This window comes from Butyrivibrio sp. AE3009 (assembly GCF_000420845.1).
In the GTDB taxonomy this organism is placed as follows: domain Bacteria; phylum Bacillota; class Clostridia; order Lachnospirales; family Lachnospiraceae; genus Butyrivibrio.
In genome coordinates, this window is record NZ_ATVS01000018.1 from 40,395 (window position 1) to 62,071 (window position 21,677).

Here is a 21,677-nt window from a genome sequence, read left to right on the forward strand (position 1 = left end):
TCTCCAACGATTCCCGGGTTTTTTATTGCCTGTAAGCAATTTTCTGATATGGATTGGCAATATGCGCAGTATGCAACCGCAGCTTAAAGAGATATGATTAATAACAAATATATCAAGGTATAAGGTATGGAGCATGTATATAAATCTTGAGGGGAATTGGAAAGTCAGAATTGAAGATAAGGAATATGATGTCATGATTCCGGGGACACTTGATGAGAATGGTGTCGGCGGTGCAGATGAGCTGCTTCTCAAGAAAGAGGGCAGGGAGTTTGTCAAGGCCGATGGGCCAATTGCGAGCAGGTTTACCCGGAAGAATTACTATATGGGAGAAGCTGTTTATTCGAGGGTGATAGACAGTAAGGATGTAGTAGATCCTGATTGCAGAGTTTTTCTTGAGGTGGAGAGATCACGCGGTCTTAAGCTGTTTGTGGATGGTAAAAAAGTAGAGTCAATTCGTGGGACCTTATCTACACCATATGTATTTGAAGTAACGGGACTTGTACATGAGGGTAGCAGGATTGAGCTTGTCTGTGATAACAGCTATGAAGGCATGCCGGCTGCAAATATCCTGTATTCATCGGCTGCTACCGATGAGACCCAGACTAATTGGAACGGGCTTATCGGAAAAGTGGGATTTAAGGTTGTACCCGGTAATTTCATTGATGATCTCAGGATCTACACAAGGGGAAATAGGGCTTATGCGAAGGCGGCTATTTCAGCAGATGCCGGATTTCAGGGGAACATAGTCATCCGCAGCAAGGCATTTAGAGAAGAAGCAGCCCAAATGGCAATCTCCAATACCAACGACTACAGCAACAACTGCATTCAAATTGAGACCGATAGTATTGAGCTGGCTTCCGATGTACTTAAGTGGGATGAATATGAGGGTAATCTCTACTGCGTTGAAGCAACTCTCTATGACCTGCAGGGCAAAGAAATCCATAGTGTATCTAAGACCTTCGGAATCAGGGACTTTGGCTATGATAATACCGGAAGGCTGACGATAAATGGAAGACGATTCTTTTTAAGAGGCGAAGCTAACTGCGCAGAATTTCCTGAGGAGGGCCACTGGCCAATGGATAAGGACAGATGGCTGTACATCATGGAGAAGTACAAATCCTATGGGATTAACTGCGTGAGATTTCACTCCCATTGTCCTCCTGAGGCTGCCTTTGAAGCGGCTGACAAACTTGGGATAATGGTGCAGCCGGAGCTGTCACACTGGAATCCTGTGGACGCATTTATACCGGAGAACAGTTACGAATATTACAAAAAAGAACTGGTGGAGATTATAACAAGTTATGCGAACCACCCTTCTTTTGTGATGCTGACTCTCGGGAATGAACTGCATTCATCAGAAGCCGGAATATCTAAGATGGAGGAGCTTCTTGATATTGCAAAAAGTATCGATGATACAAGGCTCTATGCCTGGGGATCCAACAATTTCTACGGAGATAGGGGAGCCAATGGAAAGAGCGATTTCTATACCGCAAGTGACTATCGTAAGACGATGCTGAGAGCAACTTCTGCCGGAATGAAGGGGCATCTTAATGAGGACTATCCAAGCGCCTGTCATAACTTCAATGAAGTCTGTAATGAGATCAGAAAAGAATACTGCAAGCCAATTTTTGGCTTTGAAGTGGGGCAATATGAGATACTTCCCGATTTTGACGAAATACAGGAATTCAGGGGAGTATCTGATCCGGTGAATTACAAAATGATCAGGGACAGGGCAGAGCAAAAAGGCGCACTGAAAGACTGGAAGAAGTATGTTGAAGCCACCGGTGAGACTGCGCTTATGTGCTACGGGGAGGAGGTGGAAGCGGTTCTTCGCACTCCTGAAATGTCCGGATTGTCTCTTCTTGGAATCCAGGATTTCCCGGGACAGGGAACCGCACTTGTTGGTATGATGAACTCTCATATGGAGCCCAAGCCCTATAAGTTTGCAGCGCCGGAGAGATTCAGGGATTTTTTTGCACCTGTCCGTGTACTGGCATGTCTTCCGAAATATACCTACACCTTCAGCGAGCTTCTTTCCTGTGACATTACAATTGCCAACTATGGTAAAAGAGATATCGGTGGAAAGATTGAGGTTGAAATCTCGGAGGAAAACACAGGTATAGGTCTGATGCATCAGACGCAGAGAACGCAGCATTTTCCCAAAGGAGAATTAACCACCGCAGGGAAATTAGGAATCAGATTCTCACTCCTTAAGTCCGGACTTGGAAGAATATGTATACCCGAAGACGTGGGAGTATGTCTTGTAATAAGAATATCTCTTTTGCCGGAAGAAAGCCGGGGGATTGAAAATGAGCCCATTACAAGTACGTACAAGATCTGGGCTTTTCCTGACATAACTCCTGCGAAGCCGGATTCAGTATATGAAACAGCATCTTTTGATGATACAGCCCTGAAGGTTCTTGAAGAAGGCGGCACAGTTTTCCTGTCGCCTGCTTCAGATAAGGAGTCGCTTCCCCATTCTATCAAGGCACAGTTTTCTACGGATTTCTGGTCTGTTGGAACCTTTGATTTTCAGGAGGGCGGAATGGGACAGTATATTGATGACTCCCATCCACTTTTCAAAAGATTCCCCACAGGAAACCATAACGAGTGGCAGTGGTGGCCTATGGCAGGTAGAAGAGCAGTGTTTGTTCCTGATAAGATCAAGCCCATAATCAAGGAGCTGGACAGCTATTCATATCTAAGAAATATGGCGAAATTATTTGAATGCAGATGTCTGAAGGGAAGGGTTATGTTTTCCTCAATGGGACTTTCGGATCTGCTCGAATATCCTGAGGCAAAGGCGCTTCTTTACGCGATTTATGCCTATTTGGACTCAGATGATTTTGCCCCGACACAGGAACTTACACCGGGAGAGATAAAGGCTTTGTTTGATTGACATTTATTTAACGGACGGCTATAATTGTATCGTTGATTAATTAACAATTAAGTCTTTGATATTAGTCAAAAAATGTAATTGAATAGGGAGTTATCATGTCAGAGAAGGAAATTTCACAGGCGGTCATCAGTCGTCTGCCGCGCTATTTCAGATATCTAGGAGATCTCAAAGAGAGGGGTATTGAGAGAATTTCCTCCCAGGAATTAAGTGATATTATGAAGGTCACTGCTTCACAGATAAGGCAGGACTTCAACAATTTTGGAGGCTTTGGCCAGCAGGGATACGGCTATAATGTAGGCTATCTCTACGAGGAGATCAGTAAGATCCTCGGCATTGACAAGCAGCACAGTCTTGTTATCATAGGCGCCGGCCATCTTGGCAAGGCACTTGCAGGATATACCAATTTTACAAGAAGGGGATTTGTTTTTAAGGGGGCTTTTGATTGCAATCCCGATCTCTACGGCACAATGATCAGGAACGTGGAGGTACGCCCCATCGAGGAGATGGAGGATTTTGTCAAAGAGAACAAGATCGAGATCGCAGTACTGACCATCCCCAAGGAACAGGCAGTGCCCATGGCTCAGAAGCTTGCAGCCTGCGGAATCAAGGCTATATGGAACTTCGCCCATGTGGATCTGGAAGTTCCTAACAATATTCAGGTAGAAAATGTACATTTATCTGACAGTTTAATGAAATTATCGTATAATATAAATAGGTACGAGAAAACATTGAACCCATCCAAGGATTAACAGTCCGAGGGAGGATACCGGAAAGAGACACCGATGGCAAAGAATGACGAAGTGTACATGTCTGCGCTGGAGGGAAAGAGTATTCCCATCCTTACACTGGATAATAAATGGCACCAGCTGTTTACGCAGACGGAGATGACGCCTGAGATAGAGGCTCTGGCGGATCAACTGAATGCACTGGTTGAACGTGATGGCAAGATCAGAACCGAGACCAAGGACATCAAGAAGCTCAAAAAGAAGCTCCTTGGCGAAATTGTCCCCTTGAGAGATCAGGCCACCAAGTCCGGTGACTCACCCCAGATTGAGAAGGAGATTCAGGACAGAACCCGTCTTATCAATGAATGTAACGAGAGGCTCGACAGTCATACAGATGAGCTTCTGAGTCTTTCCAAAGAAATCTATGATATAGATTACAAGCTTATGATAGAAACCATGAAGGTGTGCTACGAGAGACTTCATGACAATACCGATTATATCAAGGCTATGGATGAATGGATCTCCAAGGTAAGAGTGGAACTTAAGAAAAATGTCATAAGGCTTCAGGAATCGGAGATGGAGAATTACAATCTTTATTCCTATATGCATCAGATCTTCGGACCGGAGGTTATCGAGATTTTTGACATGAAGTATGACCCGGACAGAAGACACCCAGTAAGGCGCCCTCTTGCCGGCAATGAAAATGAATATGTAGAATAATACAGGGCTGCCGTTCTTGGCAGCCTTAATGTTTATGGCCATTTCCCAAAAGGAGGATGACAATGAGATATGCGGTTACCAGCAGTGAGATGAAAATCTGTGACAGAAATACCACTGAGCATTTTGGAATTGACAGCGCTATCCTTATGGAGAGGGCTGCTCTCAAGATCTGCGACAGGATAGATGAGTGGAGAGCCGGGCGCTGCATTAACAGGCCGCTTCGTTGTCTTATAATATGCGGTGTGGGAAATAACGGCGGAGACGGAGCCTGCGCAGCAAGACTTCTTCTTCAGAGGGGATATCGCGTCAATATCTGTGTTCTTGGAGATTATACCAAGTGCTCAGACCTTCTTCTTAAGCAGCTTAAGATTCTGGAAAAGTACAAGATACTCACGGACACTTTTTCCAATATAGTGGACAACAAAAACATTGTTCAGTGGGATATCATAATAGATGCGATGTTTGGAATCGGCCTGTCGAGGCCTGTGTCCGGAGATTACGTTGAGGCTGTGAACTTCATCAACCAGCAGAAAGCTGTTCGAAAGGATGACCTGTTCATTGTTTCTGTCGACATGCCCTCGGGGGTCAATGCCGATAACGGTCAGATATGCCAGGCCGCAGTTAAGGCGGATGCCACAGTGACTTTTAATCAGGTCAAGATAGGACAACTCATGTACCCCGGTTGTGAACAAGTTGGGCGACTCTACGTTGAGGACGCCGGTATCACCGGGGAGAGTTTTCTTGGAAAGGAACCGGAGGCCTTTTTCTATGACGGAGATATAGATAAGCTTCTTCCTTCCAGAAAAAAGGATTCCAATAAGGGAAGCAATGGTAAAGTTCTGATCATTGCAGGTTCCACAGACATCAGCGGAGCTTGTATCCTATGTGCAACAGCAGCGCTCAGAAGCGGCTCCGGTATGATACGCGTATTTACATCAAGTGCCAATGCGGTCGCCGTCAAGACTCTTTTACCGGAAGCAATACTTGATGTGTATGAAGAGGACGAGAATTTTGAAAGCAAGCTTGAGAAGGCTTTTGAATGGTCTACCCAGGCTGTTCTCGGACCCGGCATTGGAACACTTTCAACGGGCAAAAAGCTTGTAAGAAGTGTATTAAAGAGCTATGATAAAAGTCTTGTCGTAGACGCAGATGCAATTAATATCATCGCTGAGGACAAGAAACTCAGAAACCTTGCTGCCAACTATGCTACCGGCGGTAAGAGACTAATTCTTACACCTCATCTTGCAGAGTTTGCAAGACTATACGGTAAGAGTGTTAAGGAATGCAAGGACAATATTCTTGAATATCCAAGACTTCTTGCTTCGGAGCTTCACTGTACGGTGGTCTGCAAGGATGCAAGAACCATAATAGCCGATGGCTATGAGAAAAAGATATATATTAACGTAAGCGGCAATGACGGAATGGCAACAGCCGGCAGCGGTGACGTTCTGTCGGGAATAATGGGGGCATTTATCTGCGATAAGCAGAGTAGCTTCGAGGCAGCGTGCCTGTCCTGTTATCTCCACGGCCTCTGCGGAGATGCCGCAGCGAAGAGGCTTGGCAAGCATTTCATGGCAGCTTCGGATATCACCAGTGAGCTAGCCAATTTATTGGATTAAATTTTATTTATAAGGATGGTTTGAACATGTTGGAAGAATACTCCAGAGTATATGCCAAAATTGATCTTGGTGCCATAAGACATAATCTTGATGCTATGAAGAATAATATACCTGCGGGCACAAGGATGATGGCTGTTATCAAGACGGATGCCTATGGACACGGCGCGGTTCGTATAGCAGAAGAACTGGAGAAAGTGGATTATATCAGCGGATATGCCACAGCCACCGCAGAGGAGGCCTTCGAACTTAGAGACAATGGAGTCAATAAGCCCATTCTCATCCTTGGTTATACATTCCCATATTCTCATAGGAGAATGCTTTTACAGGGAATTCGTCCCACCGTATTTCGTATGGACATGGCAAAAGAGCTGTCTGAGTGCGCACAGGCACTTATAGATAGCGGCGAGCTGTCAGAGCCTGCACCTATTCATATTGCTGTGGATACCGGAATGAGCAGAATAGGAATTACCCCTGATGACAACGGAGCAGATTTTATCAAAGAGGTAGCAGCCCTTAAGGGAATCAGAATAGAAGGAATATTTACCCATTTTGCCAGAGCGGATGAAAAGGATCTCACCAATGTGAAGGAGAGGGAGAAGGTCTTTGCTGACTTCGTGAATATGGCAGAGGAGAAGGCCGGTATTACAATTCCCATCAAGCATTGTGCCAATTCCGCCAGCATTATAGCAGTTCCCGAATCAAGCATGGATATGGTGAGAGCAGGAGTAACCGTCTATGGGATGTGGCCCTCTGAGGAAGTGCCCAAGGACATAATAGATCTTAAACCCACCATGGAGCTTATCAGTCATATAGTAATGATCAAAGAGGTTCCTGCAGGAACACCTGTAAGCTACGGCGGAACCTATGTGACCGGCGGCAGCACCAGGATCGCAACCATTCCCGTAGGCTACGGCGACGGATATCCAAGGAGTCTGTCCAACAAGGGCTATGTACTTATAAATGGCAGACGCGCCAACATTTTGGGACGCGTGTGCATGGATCAGTTCATGGTGGATGTTACTGATATTCCCGATGCAGCAGAGGGGGATGAAGTAGTCCTTCTCGGAAGAGATAAAAAGAGCGGTGAGGAGATCACCGCAGAGTTTCTCGGAGAGCTCAGCGGAAGATTCAACTATGAGCTCACCTGTGATATTAACAAAAGAGTACCAAGAGTTTATGTTTCCTGAAATCTTTTACTCTTTTTGGCCTTGTCATACTGGACGTTGATTTCCTGGAGTGCCCGGGTATCACCGTCCATATTGTCGGGATGATAGAGCTTGACCAGGGATCTGTATTTTTTATCAAGGCTTTCCCTTGAACTGCAACCGGCAAAGAAATCAAAGCCGGGATTTTCATCATCGTAGTCTTCATCAGATTCGTCGTCATCATATTCTTCTTCGTAATATTCCTCATCATCAGAATACTCATCAGGGTAGTCATATTCACTGTCTTCCGGATAGTCTTCCTCATCCTCATATTCAGCTTCGTCTTTATAGTAATCATCTTCGTAGTAATCATCTTCATATCGATCATCAGAAGCCTCGTCCTCATAGAAGGTGTCAACCTTGGACCTGCGAGGAGATTTCTCATATTCATCATTTTCGAATTCATCGTGATGGCGCCTCAGCCACTTTTCATAGGTTTTCTCATCATGCTTTTTACCAGCATCCCTAAACAGCAGGAAATATCGGCCCTGAATCTGTTTGACCGGAGATTTGCCAAGGATCAGACGTAGGATATAAATCGCTGCATCCACGCATACTGCCCCGAAGAGTACCGCTGAATAGGAGGCAAATACTGAGATACACAGCAGCACGCTTACCACGGGAACAAACATCAGTATCGTAACAACCAAAAGAACAATGTATGCAGGGCCCACGTACAGAACGTAAACTGTATCATTCCACCAGGAAATAAGCTCTCTGTACATTACAGCGACTGTGTTAGTGCCTGCATCAAGAAGTCTGTTTGCTTCGTTAACTCCCTCAGCCGGAAGGAAATCTGTTTCGGAGACATGAAAGGACCCTGTTATCAGCAGCACAATGTTCACAACAAAAAGCCCGGAGAATACTACAGCTGTAACCGGGAGAACACAGAAAAAGTACTTGATGCAGTTGAAAAAGTTTTTTAAAAACCAGGATATCAAAGAAAAGAAAGCTCTCAAAGCACTGACAATTATTCCCCCGAGTGCATTTGCAGCCATCGTAACAATCGAAACCATTTTATTCCCCATTTATTCTGATATTGTGATGATCACTTTTCTAATTTTATCCTATGTAATAAGTGCTTGCAAATAGTGACGGGAAAATGATAATGTGTATGATGTTATCAGCTTTTTTAGAAAAAAGTTAAGTTTGAATGGGGAACCATAGTTTATGAAGATATTCAGAGTTATCAGAGAAAAGCTCTTCTGGCTGTCCTATGTGGCGGCAGCCATTCCTTTTATCAGTGCATTTATAGGATACAGAGTGGTTGGAAAACTGGGGTTTTGGGAGACTGTGTATGCTTCCATTGCTCTGTATTTCGTCAATCCTGTCGTTGATATAGAAAACGGATATGTTGTCTTTGCGGAGATAACCTCCACCATAGTTGTTGCAGGTATCATCTTAAGCGTAGTCAGATATGCATCAAGAAGAGTTGGGCATATGTTTGTGAGGCTCCACAAGGATGCCACGGTTGTCTATACCGACAACGACTGGGGAAAGGAGCTTCTTCGCACGATAAGGCATGGCTACATAGTGGACAGCACCGAGAGGGCGGAGAGAGTCAACAACCATATCCTTATGTTTTCTGATGACTTGAATAATATAAATTTCTACACCAAGCATGAGAAAAAACTCAAGGATAAGAACGTATATATGCTGATGCAGCAGGTTGATTCCACACTTTTGGAAGCTGCAGATGATGAGGAAGCAGCCCTTCATTTCTTTAACATCTATGATCTCCTTGCCAGAACCTACTGGAAGGACAATAATCTCTACGATAAGAGAAAAGAAGCCGTTAAGATTGCGATCATCGGCTATGATCAGGTGGGAATTGCCATTTTTAAGTATGGATTTCTTAACAATATTTTTTCCCTTGATCAGAATTTCGAATATCATATCTGGGGATGTGATGAGTTTGAGAAGACCTTCGTTAAACGACTCAGCACCATGAACAAGGACAAGATAATAGTTCATGACGGCAACTGGGATGAGGAAATTGATTCAATCAAGGAGATGGACAGAATAATCTATACCCTGAAGGAACACACCGTTGAAGCGCTTCAGAGAATGCTGTACATCAATCCCGATGCAGAGGTTCATTGCTATTCGGAATCAATGACGGATTTCAGCGACCTGTATCTCTCCGACAAGATCCTTACCTTTGGAGATATCAAGGACGTTCTTACAGAGGAGAATGTCAAGGAAGAAAAACTTTACCAACTCGGTAAGCTGTTTAATTATGACTATTGCCTTAGATATGCCGGTAGAACTGCTCCCGAAGATTTCAAGCAGGAGATGGAGGATGAGTGGAAAAAACTCAGCGGTTTTTATATGGATTCCAATGTGGCAAGAGCCGATCATTTCTGGATAGAGCAGAGGCTTTTTGAGGACGGAGAACTCTCCGAGGACAGTGAGATTGCATGGGAGCTTGAGCACATAAGATGGTGCAGATTCTATTTTATTAATCACTGGACCTACAATGAAGTCAGAAATAATGCCAAGAGACAGCATCCTATGCTGGTGGCGTACGATAAACTTCCAAAATCCGAGAAGGCCAAGGACGGCATTTATGATGAGCGCATCAAGAAGGAGATGCTGCGCCTACTTTCAACAAATGGAAAAATGTGATATAGTTTAATTTGATGTTTTGCGCATTTTTGTTTATTCATGTTTACAGGAGGATTTGATTATGGACGAAGGCTTGCCTTCTGTCAGTATTTTCGCTTTTTGTCTGATTCTTTTAATCGATGTTCTGGTTCAGGGTTTTTCCTGTGCACTTCTGCATTTAAGGCAGGAGGATGTGGAGAAAAAGGATGCGGAACTGAAGGATGGTATCAGCAAAAAGCTGTTGGAACTTCTTAAGAATGATTCGAACCATGTCAAGAGCATGCATTTTGTTACAATTATAATTAACATGCTTCTTGGTGGTATTGTTACATATGACCTAACGGACTTTATTGTTCGAATGGCCGGCGTCAATGAGCAGGAACTGGCACAGAGTTTGATTTTTATTGCCGTGGGACTTGTCCTGGCGCTGCTCATCATGTGCTTTGGAATTATCATTCCAAGAAGACTTGCACTGGGAAATCCTGAGAAATGGGCTTATGTATGCTTTTATCCTGTCAGTTTTTTCAGACTTCTCAGTATGCCTTTTGTTTATCTTACCAATGTGCTGTCCTCCGGAGTTTTGTATATCTTCGGTGTGAGAGAAGACGACAATCTGTCGGATGTCACAGAGGAAGAGATAAAGTCAATGGTAAATGAAGGCCAGGAACAGGGCGTTCTTCAGGAGGCAGAGGCGGACATGATATCCAATATCTTTGAGTTCTCCGACAAGGAAGCTCAGGACATCATGACCAACAGAAACAATATGGTGGCCATCGATGCCAACATGAGCCTTAAGGATGCGGTCAGCTTCATGATGAACACCAACAATTCCCGATTCCCTGTTTATCTGGATGATATCGATCATATAATCGGGATCATGCACATCAGGGATGCCATGAAGAAGCTTTCCGACGAGACGGATGCACAGCTTCCCATCAGGAAGATCAAGGGGCTTTTAAGACAGCCCAAGTTCGTTCCCGAGACCAGGAACATCGATTCTCTTTTCCACGGTATGCAGTCCACCAAGACTCAGATGGTTATCATCATAGATGAGTACGGACAGACAGTAGGACTGGTATCCATGGAGGATATTCTTGAGGAGATTGTCGGTAATATCCTGGATGAATACGACGAAGATGTTAATTATATCAAGCCCACCAAGAATTCGGGCGAATATATCGTAGACGGTAAGACACCTATAGAAGTCCTTGAGAAGAGGTTTGACCTAAGCTTTGGTGAGACTCAGTTTGAGACTCTTAACGGCTTCCTTATTTCAAAACTTGACAGGATACCCGAGGAAGATGTAGACTTTACCGTCAATGTGGAAGGCTATAGTTTCAAGATTCTTTCTGTTAAGAACCATATGATACAGGACGTTTTGGCTAACAAATTACCTGAAGAGGTTTCAGAAGAGGACCATGAACTTGCAATAGCAAAATAGATTTAAACATATATATGAAAGGAAAACAGGTTTTATGTCAGGACATTCAAAGTTTGCTAACATCAAGCACAAGAAAGAAAAGAATGATGCGGCAAAGGGTAAGATCTTTACCATTATCGGAAAGGAAATCGCAGTTGCTGTTAAGGAAGGCGGCCCTAACCCTGCCAACAACTTCAAGCTTGCAACAGTAATCGCTAAGGCAAAGGCCAACAACATGCCCAACGACACCATCGAACGTGGTATCAAGAAGGCTTCAGGTGCCGACGGAGCAGTAGATTACAAGAGCATTACTTACGAAGGATACGGTCCTGGCGGAACAGCCATTATCGTTGAGGCTCTTACAGATAATTCAAACAGAACAGCTGCTAACGTTAAGAGCGCATTCACCAAAGGAAACGGCAACGTGGGAACTCCCGGTTGCGTATCCTATATGTTTGATAATAAGGGACAGATCCTCATCGACAAGGAAGAGTGCAAGATGTCTTCAGACGATCTTATGATGCTCGTACTCGATGCAGGTGCTGATGATTTCAATGAGGAAGAGGATTCTTACGAGATTCTTACAACTCCCGAGAACTTCCAGCCCGTAGTTGAGGCACTTGGCAAAGAGGGGGTTGAGACAGCTTCAGCAGAGGTAACAATGATTCCTCAGAATTATGTTTCCGTAACAGATCCTGAGACTGTTAAGTATCTTACAAGAATTCTTGATCTTCTTGACGAAGATGATGATGTACAGGCTGTATACCACAACTGGGATGAGCCTGAAGAGTAATTTTTCAAGTGAATATTTAAGTTAAAAAACAAATGACGTGGGGGAGTCCTGAAATGAAACTAAGACGCCAATGGCCGGCAATATGCATCTTTTGTGTTTTTCTTCTTTTTGATGTGGTTATGATAGCGAGCTGTAGTTACTTTTCGGGACTTTTTCCGTCTAAAGACATATATCTTTATGTGGGCGGTTTCACAGTGCTGTCTGTTCTTATCATGGGAGTTGTGACCTTCCTTCTGGGAAGAGTCTGTGATGCCATCGGCGCCGAAGAGCTGTCGAGAAAAATTGTTTTTAAGATCCTGTACGGCATAACCCTGGCAGGGATAATTATCGGATCTGTTGTTTACAGAGTCAATTTGCTCTTCAGAACAACAGCAATACCTTCAGGTAAGATCACACTGTATGATAATGCTGCCGTGCACGGCGTAAAGATTCAGGAAACCGATCTTTTATCAATTCTTTATTCCAAGCTTCTTGGCTTTGTGCTTCTCTTTACTGGTAATAAGATTTCTGTGGCGTTTTTCTTCGAAGTATTCCTATTTACCGTATTTATTATCTGCGGAGCTTTTGCAGTCAGGATGCTGCTTGGTAAGACGGCTTCCCTTGTTTTTGCGGCGTATACGGCTTTTATGCCTCTTTTTTCTGATAATACCAGAATGGCCAAGCTGTCAACTGAGTATCTGTTCCTTGTTCTGTTCGGAATAGAACTGTTAGTTGTGTCCTTTTACATTAAAGGCGCAGCCAAAAAGGCATATAATTCCCGTGTGTGGGTGATCTGGTATTTATTGGCAGGCGTTGTCGTTGGCTTTATGTCTTATGTGGACTTTGGCACTTTTGTGACCATATTGCCTCTTATAATTGCTGTTCCTTTTATTCATGATACAGAGGTTAAAAGCGAGCTAATAAGACTTGCATTTGTTTTTCTGGGGGCAATCCTTACTTTCACGGCAATGATCCTTCAGGAAGCCGGAATAATGCAGGGCGACGTCACCATCGTCATGTGGGCATCCCATTATTTCCACAATCTGAATACCTTCAGCATGTTCTGGACCTACACGGATTATAAGATCATCTATCTGATAACCGTTGTAGCTATGTCGGGAGTTATCGTGGGCTTTTGGAGGAACAGGGAAGTTGAGCAGGTTTCACCCTGGATTCTGTCACTTCTTATCGTGTTTGCCACAGTTCCCTTCATGGGGGCCACCAGAATGAACGATCAGACTATGGTAACCATTTACTATGGCTTTATTCTTGCCTGTGTGGCTGCTCTTATATGCATGTCTTCTGACAGAGTTCCTGTAGTGGAAGACGAGTATAATGAGGAAGAGCCTGAAACAGAGAGCGCCGGCGTTTCCGGAGTGGTTGAGCCGGAATTCAGGCAGGAGCCGGAACCTGAGCCCGAGCCGGAACCTGAGCCCGAGCCTAAACCTCAACCTGAGCCTCTTCCGGAACCTCAGCCTGAACTTCCGGAAGAAGAGCCTGTTAAGAATAATGCTCCAAGATATGTTCCTGAGGGAATGGTACTTCCGATGGATGATGACGACGAGACTCCTAGAGCGGCAGAGCCCCATATGAAGATGCCCAAATTTGAGGGTACAATCTCGCTTAACAGAAAAGAGATCAATGACGCCCTTAAGGCAGATGAAAGAAGACGCGCTGCTGAAAGGCGGGCAAAGCGCAGAGCTTCCTCTGAAAAGAAGGATGAGTTTGATATCGCCTTCAAGCACGGCGATGATTTTGATATCTGATTGCAGAATATAACTGTGATCTTTGATGAAAAAGAAGGAAGGAATTATTCATTAAATGAGAATAGAGGATTTAACGGCTTACGAAATAGTTGAAAAGAGAAGAATTGAGGATCTTAATTCCGACAGCTATATTCTCAGCCACAAAAAGACAAAGGCGCGAATTGCTCTTTTGTCCAATGATGATGAGAACAAGGTGTTTTCAATAGGATTCAGGACACCGCCCAGGAATTCCACCGGTGTTGCCCATATCATAGAGCACACAGTGCTGTGCGGCTCCAGGGAATTCCCTATTAAGGACCCTTTTGTTGAACTTGTTAAGGGATCTCTTAACACCTTTTTAAATGCAATGACATTTTCGGACAAGACAGTGTATCCGATCGCAAGCTGCAATGACACCGACTTCCAGAATCTGATGCATGTATATCTTGATGCGGTATTTTATCCTAACATTTATAAGACCGACAAGATTTTCAAGCAGGAAGGCTGGCACTACGAGATGGAATCTGAGGATTCCGATATCACCGTTAACGGCGTAGTGTACAACGAGATGAAGGGCGCTTTTTCATCTGCGGAGGACGTTCTGTCAAGGGAGATCCAGTGCTCGCTTTTCCCTGATAACACCTATGGCAAGGAGTCAGGCGGTGACCCGGATTTCATCACTGATCTGACTTATGAAGAATACCTTGATTTTCACAGAAAATATTATCATCCTTCCAACAGCTATATTTACCTCTACGGAAATATGGATATGGCTGAGAAGCTTGATTATATCGATAAGGCTTACCTTAGCAGTTTCGATTATCTTGAGGTCTCCTCAGATATCCCTGCGCAGGCCGCCTTTGACGCACCCAGGGAGATTCACAAGCCCTATCCTATAATGCAGGAGGAGAGCCTTGAGAAGAACACATATCTTTCTTACAACTGCGTTCTTAAGGATACTCTGGACAAGAAGCTCTATGTGGCCTTCGATATTCTGGATTATGCCCTGTGTTCAGCACCCGGTGCGCCTATCAAGAAGGCTCTCATTGAGAAGGGCATAGGACAGGACGTATACAGTGAATACGACAACGGCATCAAACAGCCTGTTTTCTCAATAATAGCCAAGAATGCGGATGCATCCCAGAAGGATGAGTTTGTTAACACAATAAGAGAAGTTCTAAAGGAGCAGGTAGAGAAGGGAATTGAGAAAAAGTCCCTGCTTGCTGGCCTTAACTATGATGAGTTCAAGTACAGAGAGGCTGATTTTGGCAGATATCCTAAGGGACTTCTCTATGGCCTCCAGGTTCTGGACAGCTGGCTGTACGATGATAACAGCCCCTGGATCAATGTAGAGGCCAATGAGACCTTTGCAGAACTCAAAGAGGAGGCAAAGGGAGACTATTTCGAGAAGCTTATCCGTGAGTATCTTCTTGATAATAATCACAGGACAGTACTTCTTCTTGAGCCTGAAAGAGGTCTTACCGAGAAGAAAGACGAAGAGCTTAAGAACAAATTGGCAGAGTACAAGAAATCTCTGTCTCCGGAAGAGATTAAGAATATCGCCTTGGAGACCAAGGCTCTCAGGGAATATCAGGAAAGCCCCGATGATCCTGAAGATCTTAAGAAAATCCCGCTTCTTGGAAGAGAGGATCTCAAAAAGACAGCAGAGCAGTTTATTTATGATCTTAGAGAGGAAAAAGGGGTCAAGATTCTGTTCCATAACATCTTTACCCATGGTATTGACTATATAACCTTTGTATTTGATCTAAGGAATATTGACGCCAAGCTTATTCCCTATGCTGCCACTCTTAAGAAGGTGCTGGGAATGCTTGATACTGAGCATTATACCTACGGAGACCTCTATAACGAGATCAATATTCATACCGGAGGTATCGGAGGCTCCATCGGTACTTATACCGATTCATCCGATGCAACCAGTTTTGAAACAGAGTTCGAGATAAATGTTAAGGTGCTTCATGATAATCTACCCAAGGCCTTCGAGCTCATTAAAGAGATTGTTACAGGTTCCAAATATCATGATTACAAGCGCCTCAGAGAAATAGTCGGCGAGCAGTATGCCAGAATGCAGTCTGATCTAGCTTCAGCAGGTCATCAGTCAGCTGCGGTAAGAGCAATGTCCTATGTATCTCCTGCAGCAATGGTTGCAGATGGCATCAGCGGAATAGGATATTTCAAGCATCTGGAGGAACTCATCAGCGAGATAGAGACAGACGAAGGTGCAGAGGCTCTTGCAACGAAGCTTGAAATGCTTTCAAGGGCTATTTTCAGACCTGAGAATCTCATCGTAGACATAACAGGAACCGAGGCGGAATATGTAAATGTTCCCGAAGAGAGCAGAAAATTTGCAGATTCCCTGTTTACCTGTGATTATGAAAAGGGCGAGCTTGTACTTGTTCCTGAGAAGAAGAACGAAGCCTTCAAGACAGCGGGACAGGTTCAGTATGTGTGCCGTGCCGGCAACTTTGCCTCCAAGGGCCTTAAGTATAACGGAACTCTCAGAGTTTTGAAGGTTATGATGGGCTACGATTATTTGTGGAGGAACATCAGGGTACTTGGTGGTGCCTACGGATGTATGAGCAGTTATGCCAAGAACGGTGATTCTGCTTTTGTGACCTACAGAGATCCCAATCTTAAGAACAGTATTGAGGTCTTTGAGAAGGCAGCTGATTACCTTAGAAACTTCGATGCAGATGACAGAGTAGTTCTTCAGTATGTAATCGGTGCGGTTTCTGATCTTGATACTCCCAAGACTCCTTCCGGCAAAGGAACCTACGGACTTACCGCTTATCTTTGCAATGCGAAGATGGAGAATATTCAGAGAAACAGAGATGAACTTCTTTCCACAACAAAGGAATCAATCAGAAGTATGGCGGATTATGTTGATGCTTTTATGGAAGATCAGTGCGTATGCGTTATCGGAACTGCAGAAAAGATTCAGGAATGTGAAGATATTTTTGAGAATATCGGCCAGCTTGTAAATAAATAAAAAATTTAGGGATTGTTGCAACATTTGATCATTCACAAATGTATACCATATAGAAAAGCAAAACACCTATATGTATACAAGGAGGAAATCAGATATGAAAAGAAAAGGTAATTTAGGTATTGCAATCGGAACATCCCTGCTGGCAGCAACACTTCTTGCAGGATGCGGTTCATCAGGAAGCAGGGCTACTACAGATAACGCGTTTACAACTTCCAAGATGACCTATGAGGCACCTGCGGGAGCTGCAATTTATGAAGAGACTGCTGACGAAGCATATATGGACGATCAGTCCTATAACACCTCCGGAGCTCAGGCAGAGACAGTGAATGAGTCAGCTGCCAAGACAAACAGGAAGCTTATAACAACAATTCATATCAATGCCGAGACAGAGGATTTTGATAAGGCAAGAAATCTTGTGGAGAACAAGATCACAGAGCTTGGCGGTTATATTGAAAACAGCAGTGTTTATAACGAGGACAGATCAGCCAACTATACCATCAGGATCCCCGCTGACAACGCAGACAAGCTTATAGAGACCCTGGAGGGAAACAACAATGTCACTAGTAAGTCAGTAAGTGTTGAGGATGTTACTCTTCAATACGCTGATACCGAGAGCAGGAAAAAAGCTCTTAAGACCGAAGAGGAGAGACTTCTTAAGATCATGGAGTCTGCTGAGACTGTTGAGGATCTTATTGCTGTAGAGAGCCGTCTTGCAGAAGTCAGATACGAACTTGAGAGCATTGAGTCTCAGCTTCGTACCTATGATAACAAGATTGATTACACAACGGTTTATCTGTATCTTGAGGAGGTTGAGAAATTCACCCCTGTCGAGAAGGAGAGCGCAGGCCACAGAATGGCAGAAGGCTTTGTTGAAAGCATTATCTCTATCAGAGATGGTCTTGTTGAATTCTGCATTTGGTTCGTCATTCACATTCCGCAGATCCTTCTCTTTGCAATCTTCGTAGCTGCAGTTGTAATAATTGTCAGGGTTCTCGACAAAAAGAGTAAAAAGAAAAAAGTAGCAAAGAATACACAGCAGAACGTAACTTCTGCAGAAGGTGAGAATGGAAAATAATTTTAAAACGGGATTTATAACTCTCATAGGACGCCCCAACGTTGGTAAGTCCACCCTCATGAATCAGATGATAGGGCAAAAGATTGCAATAACATCCAGTAAGCCACAGACTACCAGAAACAGGATCATGACCGTATATACGGATGAGACCTGCCAGATGATCTTTTTGGATACTCCCGGTATTCATGAGACCAAGAATAAGCTTGGAGAATACATGACCAAGGTGGCCAAGAGCACTCTTGACGAGGTGGATGTTATTCTGTGGCTGGTGGAACCTTCCACCTTCATCGGTGCCGGAGAGAAGTCCATAATCGAAGAACTAAAGAGCTGCAAGAAGCCTGTGATCCTTGTCATCAATAAGATTGATACGGTATCTGAGGATAATCTTGAGAAATTTGAGAATGCCTACAGGCAGGAGATGGATTTTGCCAAAGTGGTACATGTGGCAGCCCTTAAGAGGAAGAACATCGAAGGCGTCATGGATGCCATAAAAGAGTTCTTGCCTGTGGGGCCTCCTTTCTATGACGAGGATACCATAACAGATCAGGCTGAGAGAAATATCGTTTCTGAGATAATAAGAGAAAAGGCTTTGCGCCTTCTTCAGGACGAAGTGCCTCACGGAATTGCCGTAACCATCGAGACTATGAGGATGAGAGAAAAGCCTGCTCCTGCAGAACCCAAGAAGAAAAAGAGGCATCAGCATCCGCCCAAGAAGAGCAAGCTTCTTCAGGAAGAGGCAGCTATAGCAGCAGGTGAAGCTGATGATGAGATGATGGAGGATGGCCCGGTTATATTTGATATTTCCGGAGGCGAGCCTGTGGACGAGGGCTATGATCCCGACGGAATCATGGATATCGATGCCACCATTATCTGCGAGAGGGATTCCCATAAGGGCATTGTCATCGGCAAGGGTGGCAGCATGCTCAAGAAGATAGGTTCTACTGCACGTAAAGATATAGAAGCTCTTGTAGGCTGCAAGGTCAATCTTCAGCTTTGGGTCAAGGTAAGAAAAGACTGGAGAGATGACAAGACACAGATGAAGAGTTTTGGATACGATATAAGAAATTTTGACAAATAAGGCATTTATGGAAGATATTACTACCGTCAGAGGTATTGTTATCAAACATTCTCCTGCCGGAGACTATGACTGGGTAGCAACAATTTTTACCGCCGAGAGAGGGAAGATAACTGCCTTTGCAAGAGGGGCCAGAAAACCCGGAAACAAACTTTCCGGGACTGTTGAACCCTTTTGCTTTGGCACCTTCAAGCTCTATGCGGGCAAAAATTCCTACACCATTGTTGAGGCAGACATTGAGAATTATTTCGAGGGCTTTCGCCAGGATCTTGAAGGTGCTTGCTACGGCACCTTTTTTCTTGAGCTTACATCATTTTATACAAGAGAGAACAGTGAAGACAGGCAGCTTTTGAATCTTTTGTATCTTTCTTTGAAGGCTCTTCTTAATAATAATCTGCCCAACAGACTGGTAATGTGCGTATTTGAACTGCGAGCCCTTGCAATAGAGGGTGAATACCCCGGGATTCCGGAGAAGATGATGCTGACCGAATCCACCAAATATACACTGGATTACATAGTCTCAAGCCCTCTTTCAAGGCTCTATACCTTTAATGTAACGGATGAGGTGCTATCAGAGCTGATGTTGGTGCGGGATGATTACAGAAAAAGGTTTGTGGACAGGCCTATGAAGAGTCTTGAGATGCTAAAGACCTTTGAGTATTGAAAAAGAAAACTTATTTGGATATAATTAGTTTGTTTTGTAAAATTATCTTTTATTGAGGCAATTTGTGAATCATAGATTGAATACACATCTAAAACTTAAGAATAGACAAGCCAAGGTTCTGACAGCGCTACTGCTGATTCCTTCAATAGTGCTTATCGGCTGCGGATCATCTAAGGTGGATAGCACAACCATCAGTATTGACAAGGACGGCAAGGTGGTCAGCACTATTATTGAAGATTTTGGTGAATCCTACTATGATCTTCAGGAACTTAGTGATATGGCGACCAAGGAAGCTTCTGTTTACAACTCAGACTTCATGAATGACAAGGTTTTCCTTGAATCCGTTTCCAAGGATGAGGAGACCGGGAAAGTAACTATGGTGCTTAGTTACAACAGCGCCTCTGATTATTCTCATTTTAATCAGGTATCACTTTTTTACGGAACAGTCAGTGAAGCGTTGGAGAAGGGGTACAAGATCTCAGAACAGTTGGTGGACAAGGACGGCAATACCCTTGGAGAAGCCGGTATACAGGAACATTTGGATAATCATATAATCATTTCATCCGACAAATCAAACATTAAGGTTCCTTACAACATTTCCTATATGAGTAAGGGGACGAATTTAAAAGGCAAAAAAGAGGCATTATTTACTGAGGTTAGTACAGATTCGGCACAATTGCTTCTTTCAAAATAAGATTCAAATTTAAGAGAGGATTAGAAGTATGGAGAAATCAGCTAAGACAATGGACAAAATAGTTGCACTTGCGAAGGGTAGAGGATTCATCTATCCCGGAAGTGAAATCTATGGCGGACTGGCCAATACATGGGATTACGGTAATCTGGGTGTTGAGTTCAAGAATAATGTTAAGAAGGCATGGTGGCAGAAGTTTGTACAGGAGAATCCATACAATGTAGGTGTTGACTGTGCTATCCTTATGAACCCTCAGACATGGATCGCTTCAGGACATCTTGGCGGATTTTCAGATCCTCTTATGGATTGCAGAGAGTGCCATGAGAGATTCAGAGCAGATAAGATCATTGAGGATTTTGCTGCAGAGAACGGAATTAAGCTTGAGACTTCTGTTGACGGCTGGTCACACGAGGAGATGGAGAACTTCATCAAGGAGCACAGTGTTCCCTGCCCTTCATGCGGTAAGCATGATTTTACTCCCATCAGAGAGTTCAACCTTATGTTCAAGACATTCCAGGGTGTAACTGAGGATGCCAAGGATACAGTTTATCTTCGTCCCGAGACCGCTCAGGGTATTTTCGTTAACTTCAAGAATGTTCAGCGTACATCACGTAAGAAGATACCTTTTGGCATTTGCCAGATCGGTAAGAGCTTCCGTAACGAGATCACACCCGGAAACTTCACATTCCGTACAAGAGAGTTTGAGCAGATGGAGCTTGAATTCTTCTGCAAGCCCGGAACACAGACAGAGTGGTTCGAGTATTGGAGAAAAACATGTTATGAGTGGCTTCTTTCTCTTGGAATTAAAGAAGAGAATCTTCGCCTTCGTGACCATGACCCTGAGGAGCTTTCCTTCTACAGTGATCATACAACAGATATCGAATATGCATTCCCATTCACTGACTGGGGTGAGCTTTGGGGTATTGCTTCAAGAACAGATTATGACCTTACAAGACATCAGGAGACATCTGGTGAGCCTATGGATTACTTTGATGACGAGTCTAAGGAGAAATATATCCCTTATGTCGTTGAACCTTCACTTGGTGCAGACCGTGTAGTTCTTGCATTCCTTTGTGAGGCTTATGATGAGGAGAACCTTGGAACAGAAGAGGCTCCCGATATGAGAACTGTGCTTAGATTCCATCCCGCACTTGCTCCTGTTAAGATCGGTATTCTTCCTCTTTCCAAGAAGCTCAACGAAGGCGCAGAGAAGATTTATGCTCAGCTTTCCAAGAAGTACAACTGCGAGTTTGATGATCGTGGAAACATCGGTAAGAGATATCGTCGTCAGGATGAGATCGGAACTCCTTTCTGCGTAACCTATGACTTTGATTCAGAGACAGATAACAAGGTTACCGTAAGATTCAGAGACAGCATGGAGCAGGAGAGAATCGCCATCGATGAGCTCGATGCATTCTTTGCAGATAAGTTCACTTTCTAAAGTGATATAAGT

Annotated in this window: 16 protein-coding genes; 15 read left to right on the plus strand and 1 reads right to left on the minus strand. The window is 43.9% G+C overall.

Translation table 11 applies throughout. The features are described from left to right. Positions 1 to 133 precede the first annotated feature (133 nt). From G588_RS0110755 to alr, 5 genes are all read left to right on the plus strand, one after another. Complete coding sequence (locus tag G588_RS0110755; RefSeq protein ID WP_022778745.1) at positions 134 to 2,899, plus strand: glycoside hydrolase family 2 TIM barrel-domain containing protein; 2,766 nt, start codon at positions 134 to 136, stop codon at positions 2,897 to 2,899. 95 nt (positions 2,900 to 2,994) lie between these two features. Beyond that, on the plus strand, positions 2,995 to 3,648 hold the full coding sequence (locus G588_RS0110760; protein WP_022778746.1) for a redox-sensing transcriptional repressor Rex: 654 nt from the start codon (positions 2,995 to 2,997) through the stop codon (positions 3,646 to 3,648). 33 nt (positions 3,649 to 3,681) lie between these two features. Further along, positions 3,682 to 4,344: a hypothetical protein gene (locus G588_RS0110765; protein ID WP_022778747.1), complete on the plus strand. Its 663-nt coding sequence runs from the start codon at positions 3,682 to 3,684 to the stop codon at positions 4,342 to 4,344. Positions 4,345 to 4,406: 62 nt separating this feature from the next. Then, positions 4,407 to 5,963, plus strand: coding sequence for a bifunctional ADP-dependent NAD(P)H-hydrate dehydratase/NAD(P)H-hydrate epimerase (locus G588_RS0110770; RefSeq protein WP_022778748.1), 1,557 nt, complete (start codon positions 4,407 to 4,409; stop codon positions 5,961 to 5,963). A 29-nt stretch (positions 5,964 to 5,992) separates the two neighbouring features. Beyond that, positions 5,993 to 7,150 carry an alanine racemase gene (alr, locus tag G588_RS0110775; protein ID WP_026668726.1) on the plus strand — a complete coding sequence of 386 codons (1,158 nt, stop codon included), beginning with the start codon at positions 5,993 to 5,995 and terminating at the stop codon, positions 7,148 to 7,150. Here the strand turns inward: alr and G588_RS0110780 are convergent. Continuing rightward, positions 7,138 to 8,184: a J domain-containing protein gene (locus G588_RS0110780; protein ID WP_022778750.1), complete on the minus strand. Its 1,047-nt coding sequence runs from the start codon at positions 8,182 to 8,184 to the stop codon at positions 7,138 to 7,140. The two genes, alr and G588_RS0110780, sit on opposite strands and share 13 nt — an antisense overlap. Positions 8,185 to 8,338: 154 nt before the next feature. Here G588_RS0110780 and G588_RS0110785 point away from each other — a divergent pair, with 154 nt between their 5' ends. The 10 genes from G588_RS0110785 to G588_RS0110830 all read left to right on the plus strand — a co-directional run bounded on the left by G588_RS0110785 (position 8,339) and on the right by G588_RS0110830 (position 21,665). Next, entirely contained in the window at positions 8,339 to 9,796 is a 1,458-nt protein-coding gene (locus G588_RS0110785; protein WP_022778751.1) for a RyR domain-containing protein, read from the plus strand. Positions 9,797 to 9,857: 61 nt separating this feature from the next. Then, positions 9,858 to 11,216, plus strand: coding sequence for a hemolysin family protein (locus tag G588_RS0110790; protein ID WP_022778752.1), 1,359 nt, complete (start codon positions 9,858 to 9,860; stop codon positions 11,214 to 11,216). 34 nt (positions 11,217 to 11,250) lie between these two features. Then, positions 11,251 to 11,988 carry a YebC/PmpR family DNA-binding transcriptional regulator gene (locus G588_RS0110795; RefSeq protein ID WP_022778753.1) on the plus strand — a complete coding sequence of 246 codons (738 nt, stop codon included), beginning with the start codon at positions 11,251 to 11,253 and terminating at the stop codon, positions 11,986 to 11,988. A gap of 179 nt (positions 11,989 to 12,167) precedes the next feature. Next, on the plus strand, positions 12,168 to 13,733 hold the full coding sequence (locus tag G588_RS22755; RefSeq protein ID WP_196804974.1) for a hypothetical protein: 1,566 nt from the start codon (positions 12,168 to 12,170) through the stop codon (positions 13,731 to 13,733). Between the two features lie 55 nt (positions 13,734 to 13,788). Then, positions 13,789 to 16,719, plus strand: a complete 2,931-nt coding sequence (locus G588_RS0110805; protein WP_022778755.1) for an insulinase family protein — start codon at positions 13,789 to 13,791, stop codon at positions 16,717 to 16,719. Between the two features lie 94 nt (positions 16,720 to 16,813). Next, positions 16,814 to 17,794: a DUF4349 domain-containing protein gene (locus G588_RS19925; RefSeq protein WP_022778756.1), complete on the plus strand. Its 981-nt coding sequence runs from the start codon at positions 16,814 to 16,816 to the stop codon at positions 17,792 to 17,794. Beyond that, complete coding sequence (gene era, locus G588_RS23045) at positions 17,784 to 18,872, plus strand: GTPase Era (protein ID WP_022778757.1); 1,089 nt, start codon at positions 17,784 to 17,786, stop codon at positions 18,870 to 18,872. The genes G588_RS19925 and era overlap by 11 nt, the downstream gene beginning before the upstream one ends. 7 nt (positions 18,873 to 18,879) lie before the next feature. Beyond that, positions 18,880 to 19,533, plus strand: coding sequence for a DNA repair protein RecO (gene recO, locus G588_RS0110820; RefSeq protein ID WP_026668727.1), 654 nt, complete (start codon positions 18,880 to 18,882; stop codon positions 19,531 to 19,533). 64 nt (positions 19,534 to 19,597) lie between these two features. Then, positions 19,598 to 20,227, plus strand: a complete 630-nt coding sequence (locus G588_RS0110825; protein WP_022778759.1) for a hypothetical protein — start codon at positions 19,598 to 19,600, stop codon at positions 20,225 to 20,227. Positions 20,228 to 20,255: 28 nt separating this feature from the next. After that, positions 20,256 to 21,665, plus strand: a complete 1,410-nt coding sequence (locus G588_RS0110830; RefSeq protein ID WP_022778760.1) for a glycine--tRNA ligase — start codon at positions 20,256 to 20,258, stop codon at positions 21,663 to 21,665. Positions 21,666 to 21,677: the final 12 nt, after the last annotated feature.